This is a genomic window from Tamlana flava, assembly GCF_041287255.1.
Lineage (GTDB): Bacteria > Bacteroidota > Bacteroidia > Flavobacteriales > Flavobacteriaceae > Tamlana > Tamlana flava.
The window spans coordinates 1-6,294 of sequence record NZ_JBGGTX010000011.1 but is presented as its reverse complement, the minus strand read 5'-3'; the positions used below and the strand labels follow the sequence as shown (position 1 = coordinate 6,294).

The 6,294-nt window shown below is 36.4% G+C and carries 4 protein-coding genes; 1 reads left to right on the top strand and 3 read right to left on the bottom strand.

The genetic code is table 11. The features are described 5' to 3' along the window. Positions 1 to 1,189, bottom strand: a 1,189-nt coding sequence (locus ACB104_RS15975) for an HYR domain-containing protein (protein WP_370480352.1), incomplete at its 3' end; no start/stop codon positions are given. Positions 1,190 to 2,077: 888 nt separating this feature from the next. Between ACB104_RS15975 and ACB104_RS15970 the strand changes: the two genes are divergently transcribed. Then, positions 2,078 to 2,569 carry a SixA phosphatase family protein gene (locus ACB104_RS15970; protein ID WP_370480350.1) on the top strand — a complete coding sequence of 164 codons (492 nt, stop codon included), beginning with the start codon at positions 2,078 to 2,080 and terminating at the stop codon, positions 2,567 to 2,569. 9 nt (positions 2,570 to 2,578) lie between these two features. Here the strand turns inward: ACB104_RS15970 and ACB104_RS15965 are convergent, their stop codons facing one another. Further along, the gene (locus ACB104_RS15965; protein WP_370480349.1) at positions 2,579 to 3,496 is read right to left on the bottom strand and encodes a PorP/SprF family type IX secretion system membrane protein; all 918 of its coding nucleotides are present in this window, start codon (positions 3,494 to 3,496) and stop codon (positions 2,579 to 2,581) included. Positions 3,497 to 3,504: 8 nt separating this feature from the next. Next, positions 3,505 to 6,294: T9SS type B sorting domain-containing protein (locus ACB104_RS15960; RefSeq protein WP_370480347.1), on the bottom strand; the 2,790-nt coding region annotated here is incomplete at its 5' end.

The window sequence follows — 6,294 nt, the reverse complement described above, 5'->3', positions numbered from 1 at the left end:
AGGTAGCGGTAGTCTCACTAAAGTTTCCACATTCATCAGTTGCTCTAAACGTTACTATAGCAGCACCTGTTATTCCACATTCATCAGAAATAGTATCACCCACTTTAGTCCAAGTCACTGAACCACACAGGTCGGAAGCAATAGCACCACCATTATTATTTAACCAATTAGAGAATTCAGTGCCATTAGAACTGCTACATTCTACCGTACTATTACTAGCTACAGTAGTAATTGTAGGTGGAGTTGTGTCAGGCAAGACGTTAAAAGTAACCGTTTCTTCAGTAGAACCAGCCGTCCATCTATATGTAATTTGATAACCATTACAAAGGTCCTCGGTATAAGTGTCCACACTAGGAGTAACTGCTACAGGACCATTACAGTCGTAAGCTGTTAAAGTTTCTTGAACAGGCAGGTTGTCATTACAGTTGATGTCTGCGATAGAGGATGGCTGAGAATTAAATGTTGGATTAGGACCCCCCGTTATAGTTACAGTTTGTTCACAAGTATCAGTGTTGCCATAATCATCGGTGGCTGTATATGTTATTGTAGTAACACCTAATGGATAAGGGTCAGTGATAGCTAAACCATCACTACGAACAGAAGTGACAGTTAAATTAGCCATTAAATCAGTACCTTCACAATTACTATCAGTAGCTGTAGGTGTAGGGATGGTAACGGTTGCAGTACATAAACCTGGATCTGCATCTTGAGTTATAGGTTGGGGACATGTAATTACAGGAGGTGTGTCCACAACGTGTACGTTTAAACTACAAGACTCTGTATAAACAGTACCATCAGGACCGGTGTAAGTCGCTGTATATACTAATGTATGATCACCAACAGATAAAAATTCAGGAGGTTCAGGACCAGAAACGGTAAATTCTATTCCGGCAGTACAATCACCATCTACTATAACACCTCCAATACCTATTTTATCTGCTAAATTCGAACCTGAAGGCTTAGAACCTGTGTAAACAAATTCATATTTTACTCTATAAGAGCCATCTTCAGGGATATTAAGATCGAGCGTCAAATTATCATGAGTGCCTACACCTAAAACATCAATATCAATTGAATCTTGAAGAGGAGATTGTACACCATCAGTATCTATATAGTATACGTTTAAAACATAATCACCATCTGAATAGGTAACTGATATAGTTGCTTGGTCATTCGTATCTAAATACAAATAAGGTGTTGTAATATAAGAATCAGGCCCTGTTTGACTTGAAAATAATTTAAGGTAGCCACCATTAGAACCGACACGTTGAACATAATTAAAATCCCAACAATCTTTACCTAATAAGGCTTCATTTAGCGTAAAATCCATGAAAAAGGAATTCCCATTTGAGCCATTATCAATGCATGTCTGCTCTGCAGTAGGTACAGTCCAAGTTTCTAGAATAGCACCCCACTCAGAAGGGTTATCTGGATTGTAAGTATCAGCACAAATAGTAATATCATCTGCCGGACAGTCAATAAACTCTATGCATTCTAAAGGATCATTATCTTGTCCGTAAATATTTGTTCCTACTAAAAAGAGCAAGCAAATAAATATTTTCTGCAAATTATTCTTAAGAGTAATTGTTTTCATAAGCCAAAAATGGTTATCATCAGTTTGTAATAATAATTAAGGTATGAATTTAATAGTCTATTACTAAATTCCCTAATCTAATAATTTTCTTAAAGTAATGAGGAAAGAGTATCTATTTCAAATTAATAGATACTAAAACTTAGAAGTAACATTAGATTTGGGGTCATAACTTAAATTTTTTAGGTAAAACAAAAGAACAGATATATCTAAAACTGTTCAAAATTTAATGGTCATTAACTTAAAAATTCGATTAAAAGTATACTTTCAGCCTTTTATCGGGTTATATTAGTTTTTTAACGGTTACCTATTCATATCAATTAAATATTTTATTTTTTATTAATTTGAATTTCTTTTTGTGTTAAATTGTTATTTTTGATTGACTATAGCTTTATAGAGCAAATAAATTGAATTTTATCGATAAAAACAACTTTTTATCGATAAAATATTCGTTTTATCGAAAATAAATGCATTTAATCGAGAAACATGAAGACATTAATTTTAGTTAGACACGCCAAATCATCGTGGGAGTATAACGTCATTGACCATGAAAGACCGTTGAAGGAACGAGGTGTAAATGATGCTATTATGGTTTCGAATCATTTAAAAATTGACACATCGGCTATAGATTTAATTCTTTGTAGTGATGCAGTAAGAACCAAAGCGACTTCAGAAATTTTTATTTCTGAGTTAAACTTAAAAGATAAGCAAATAGAGTATTTACACGATTTGTATGATTTTGACGGTCAATATCTTATAGAGGTTATTAAAGGTTGCGATAAAGCAATTGATACTTTAATGGTTTTCGGTCATAACCACGGCTTAACTTGGTTCGCTAACACTTATGGTAATACATTCATAGATAATGTCCCAACTAGTGGTGTTGTTGTTATTGAATTCCCCATTACTGATTGGAAAGATTTAAATAAAGGAGAAACGTCACTGACATTATTTCCGAGAGATTTGAAAAAAAAGTAAGGATATTTTTTAAAAATTATTGGGACAGCTGCATCGAGGTCTAGGAAGTTCAAACTGATAACTGACAAAAATCTCATGAGATCCCGAACTGTAAGTCCTTAAATTGGAGGTGTTGAATTCGTAAGAGTATCCAAAACGTAACGCAGGAGAGGCTTGTACACTAACATAACCGCCCATAGCATCATTAATTCGATGGGCTACACCAAGCCATAATGCTTCATTAATAAGAAAATTAGCTGTTAAATCCAATGAAAGAGGGGAGCCGTTAGTATACTTTAGCATAATGGTTGGTTTAAATTTTAATTGTGGATTAAATTTTAACAGATATCCTCCAGCCAGATAATAACTGGCTCTTTCAATGGCCTCATAGGTGACATCTGTTTCATTTGTATAGCTAATGATTCGAGGAGATGATAAGCCAATGAATAACTCATCGGATCTTAAATAAAATCCGACACCAAAATTAGGTTTCCATTTATTAAATATTTTATCCAGATATTCATCACTTGCGGCAGATTGATCCATTAATAAATCGGAGTCTAGTCCGTATTTACTTATTCCAGCTTTTAAACCAAAGGAAAATCGATAGTAGTCATTTAGTATAAGCATATAGGAAGCATCGGCATAAACATAAGTTGTGTTTTCGTAGCCCAATTTGTCCTTAATAACTGATAGGCCAAGACCTAAATGACTTCCTGGCACAGAAGAATCTACAGCAAGTGTTTGTGTTATGGGGGCACCATTGACACCAACCCATTGATTTCTATTTAAAAAAGTAATAACCATAGCCTCTCTACTCCCTACATAGGCTGGATTAATAGAGGAGCTGTTAAACATGTATTGGCTAAATTGCGGTAACTGTTGCCCTATACTTAATATAGGAAACAATAATAACAGTAGGTAGGTTTTTTTTATTTCTTTAAGCATACTAGTTGTTATTTTGTTCCTAAATAAATATATCCCTGAATTGGCTTTAAACCACTATTTTTTAAATCCACTATGTAGTAGTAGGTTCCTGTAGGAAGTTTTTCGGCATTGCCATAAGACCCTTTAGGAGCGTTACCCTGCCATCTATTATCATAATCATTGGATTCAAAAACTTTTGTTCCCCAGCGATTATAAAGCTGAACCTTTATTCTAATATCACAGGTACTTAAATCGTCTATAGCTTCATTTAATCTATAAACAACATTAAATGTATCATTGCGTAAGTCGTTGTTTGGCGTTATGATTTTTGAGATATCAACATCGGATGTCGATTTTATACAGGAATACACCACACAATCATCATTTACATTGATATCAAATTGGTCAATTTGTTTGCAGGCATTGGTTGTTACAGTATAGTAGAATGAATAGTTGCCTTCCGGAATAGTATCTGGATTGAATATCGTCCCATCAAGTACAGTTATGTCCGAACCAGACCAGCTGCCATTATCAGTTGTGTTAACTAAGTCATTTAAATCAAAAACGGAATCACTAATACACACATTTAAAGCAGTAGTTGTTGCTTCGTTGTGCGAACTCATATGTATTACTTGTTCAAAAGAATTTGAATTGTTGCATTCGTCGGTCGCAGTCCACGTTCTTTTAATATCATAGTTTTCGTCATCTATAACAAATTTTTCTTCATTAAAAGTTACAGAAACGCTAGTCGTACAATTATCAGAAAACGTTACAGCCGGAGGCGTTGGCTCCATGGCGCAATTTAAATAGATTTCACTTTCTAAGTCATTATCCATTTGTGGCATCAAATCATCAATTATGAAAATATTATGGTTTACATCGGTGTAATTACCACAAATGTCTGTAATACGGTATACCCTTGTAATAACATCGTTACAGTCTTTAGTACTTGTGTCTTCTGATAAAAAGTCTACTGTGAAAGCTCCGTTATTATCTGATACAATAGTAACAACATTTGGGTCTATTATTGGTACATCATTAATACAGCTAACAATTGTATCGGTAGGGTTGTTACCAGTAGGAGGCACGTTATCTTTTATTTCGATAGTATGGCTAACATCGATATAATTTCCACAGGCATCCGTAACACGGTAGGTTCTGGTAATTATTTCATTACATACTTCATTGTTAGAGATCTCATCAATAAAAGTAACAACAGGAATGCCGCAATTATCAGCTTCATTATTAACAACTAAAGGATCTGGTTTAGGAACACTATTGGTATCGGTCACTACTGTATTTTGTGGCGAACTGGCTGTAGGAGGAATAGTGTCATGGATTATTATTGATTGGGTAACATCTGTGAAGTTCCCACAAGCATCAGATACTCGGTATGTTCTTATGATGGTTTCGGGACAGGATTGGTTATCAGATACGTCAGAAAGGAATACTACTGTTGGAGTTGTGAAATTATCAGTAGCATCCGTAATTAGTCTAATATCCGGCTCCGGGATATTATCATTACAGTTTAGTTGTAAAGGCGCTAAATTACTTGTTGTAGGGGAGACATTATCTGTTATTACGATTTTATGAATTACATTTATTGCATTTCCACAAGCATCGGTTACCCGATAGGTTCTGGTTAGTACTTCTTCACAAGCATTTTGGCTGGCTGTTTCAGAAACAAAAGCAACTTTAGGGATTCCACAATTATCGGTTTCGTCAATAACAATAGTTGGATCCTGTGCGGGAACCACATCGTTACTATTTAGATGGGTGGTAGCCGGGTTACTTGCGGTTGGGGGCGTATTATCTTGAATGGTTATTTGTTGCTTTATATCTATAAAATTATCACAAGCATCGGAAACACGATAAGTTCTAATTATAGTTTCAGGGCAGGATTGACTGTTACTAACATCTGAAATAAATGAAACAACAGGTTTAGAGCAATTGTCTTGCGCATCAGTTATAATATTAATATTTGGGGAAGGCACATCGTCAATGCATTCAACTTGTATTGGGTTTGGCACGCTTGCTGTTGGTGAAATTGTGTCTTCAACTGTAATTGTTTGAGTTAATAAGGTTTTATTACCACAATCGTCGGTTATACTAAAGGTTCTTGCAATAACTTCAGAACAGGAATTGGTGGTTGATACATCAGAAACAAAAGCAACAACAGGTGTTGAACAATTATCAGCTTCGTCTGCAATACTATTGGGGTCGGCTTGCGGAACTTGACTGATGCATTGGTAACTTGCATCAGAAGGAGCAGTTCCTGTAGGAGGCGTCGTGTCCTCAACGGTAATGGTCTGGGTGTGGGTTGTTGTGAGTCCGCACTCGTCGGTTGCCGTCCAAGTTCTCTCCAATGTATAGTTTGATGGACAATCACCGTCGGTTCTGGTTTCTCCAAAGGTTACTGTTGCCGAACCACAGTTATCGGTGGCCGTAAGGGTTCCAGCGGCCGGTATGGCATCGCATTCTGCAGTGGCATCAGCAGGTAGCGCTTCAACAAAAGTAGGGGCGGTTGTGTCCTGTACAGTTATAGTTTGTGTATGTACGGTTTCTAGACCACACTCATCCGTAGCCGTCCAGGTACGAGCTAAGGAGTAGCTGGAAGGACAATCACCATCGGTTCTGACTTCATTGAAAGTTACCGTAGCAGTACCACAGTTATCGGTGGCCGTAAGCGTTTCAGCAGTAGGCACCGCATCACATTCCACAGTGGCATCAGCAGGTAGCGCTTCAACAAAAGTAGGGGCGGTTGTGTCCTGTACAGTTATAGTTTGAGTATGTACGGTTTCTAGACCACACTCATCCGT

Coding starts and splice junctions, on each gene's coding strand:
- ACB104_RS15970 (WP_370480350.1), top strand. CDS start 2,078: ATGAAGACATTAATTTTAGTTAGACACGCCAAATCATCGTGGGAGTAT.
- ACB104_RS15965 (WP_370480349.1), bottom strand. CDS start 3,496: ATGCTTAAAGAAATAAAAAAAACCTACCTACTGTTATTATTGTTTCCT.